Genomic DNA, 1333 nt, shown 5'->3' with positions numbered 1-1333 from the left:
ACGTCGGAATATGATGGTGAGGTAAAAAGACCCATATATCCCTGCTGTAATACGTAGATATGGTCAGTGTCCGTAAAGCTAGCTCGGATTTCTCTCAGTGGGAGTCATCCCTACCGAGCTTGTCGAACGGACAACTCGAAATTACCTCATTTGACGCAATCGACGTTGATCCACTAATCGAGGAATACCCATTTGATGATCAGCGGATTCTCAAAGCCCAGTTCAAGTATGTAAAAAAGAACCCATTTGATGAGTCTATAGAAAGAACCTATTCAGGAGAGATCACCTATCGTAGCGGGTCACAGATAGTACTCGTTAGTACGAAGTCAGATACACCGTCGGCCGGAGAGATAGTACGAAAATTAGAACAAATACTCCCGGGCGATCTCGAGATATTCCCTGGCCTCTTTCCTTCTCGACAAGCGATTTGGGATTTTATAAAGAGGGCAGATGACATCCTTGAGGTTGAGGTTTTCTATAAAAATGAGTTACAACCCTACGATGAGATTGAGGGATTAGATGTTTCGGAAGTTGTTGACGAGTATATTGTAGAACGCGCAGATCTCATATTCAGGAGAAACGGGCAAGAGATATTGGTCACATATACTGACGAATCTCTTAACATACAGGCTGAGGATACGAAAAGTGGTGATGTAAATGACGTTGAATATATCACTCAGTTATTTGAGCGCGAGGTTATTGCCAAATGAAGGCATCTTCGCAGCCCATCACATTAGGTAAGTTGCCAATTGGCGATGGGTGGGGGGAAGGTAACGATGGTGCTGGAAATACACAAACTGGAAGTAGGCCTGAGGTCGCTGTAATTCCCTTGACAGATAATAAAAATCCAGATACCTATGGATTAAGGAACAACATAATCCGGATATATCTCGTAGAGGACGAACTCAAAGCTTTTGCGAAAGTTGTATTCCGTGTCCCCAGTGGATGTGGTGAGTTATCAATATACTTCGAGGTTGATGGTCCCTTCTATCCAGGATGCGGCCAAACTGAACACGGAAATTTTGATCATGACTTAAGGAGATTAAACATACATACAGACGGTTTCGAGTCAGATGAGGGCATACTTACGGTCACTGCTGAGACAGATTACCTTCATCGCGATCGCTACACCCTCACAATGGCTAATGGAAGCGCTGAGGAACTTAATCAGGTAGATCTAGTTAAGAATACCACCATAGAATGATATTGCCTGTAATATCAGTTGATAGATCCACTCTATAACATCCACTATTGGGCCTCCAACAACCGATAGTACAGTAGCTGCGGCCGCAATTACAGCGATCTTATTTAGAATCTCACTATTTTCTTCTTG

At 43.2% G+C, this 1333-nt stretch carries 2 protein-coding genes; both read left to right on the top strand.

Features of this window, described 5'->3' with window-relative positions; translation table 11 throughout:
- Positions 1–119: 119 nt before the first annotated feature.
- Positions 120–710 (top strand): hypothetical protein, encoded by a 591-nt coding sequence (locus tag EXE45_RS16655; RefSeq protein ID WP_137694984.1) that lies wholly within the window; start codon positions 120–122, stop codon positions 708–710.
- Entirely contained in the window at positions 707–1204 is a 498-nt protein-coding gene (locus EXE45_RS16650) for a hypothetical protein (RefSeq protein ID WP_137694983.1), read from the top strand. Before EXE45_RS16655 ends, EXE45_RS16650 begins: the two co-directional genes overlap by 4 nt.
- Positions 1205–1333 lie beyond the last annotated feature (129 nt).

Source organism: Halorubrum sp. SP9, from assembly GCF_005435015.1.
Classification (GTDB): Archaea; Halobacteriota; Halobacteria; order Halobacteriales; family Haloferacaceae; genus Halorubrum; species Halorubrum sodomense.
This window is presented reverse-complemented; position numbering and strand designations above follow the sequence as displayed.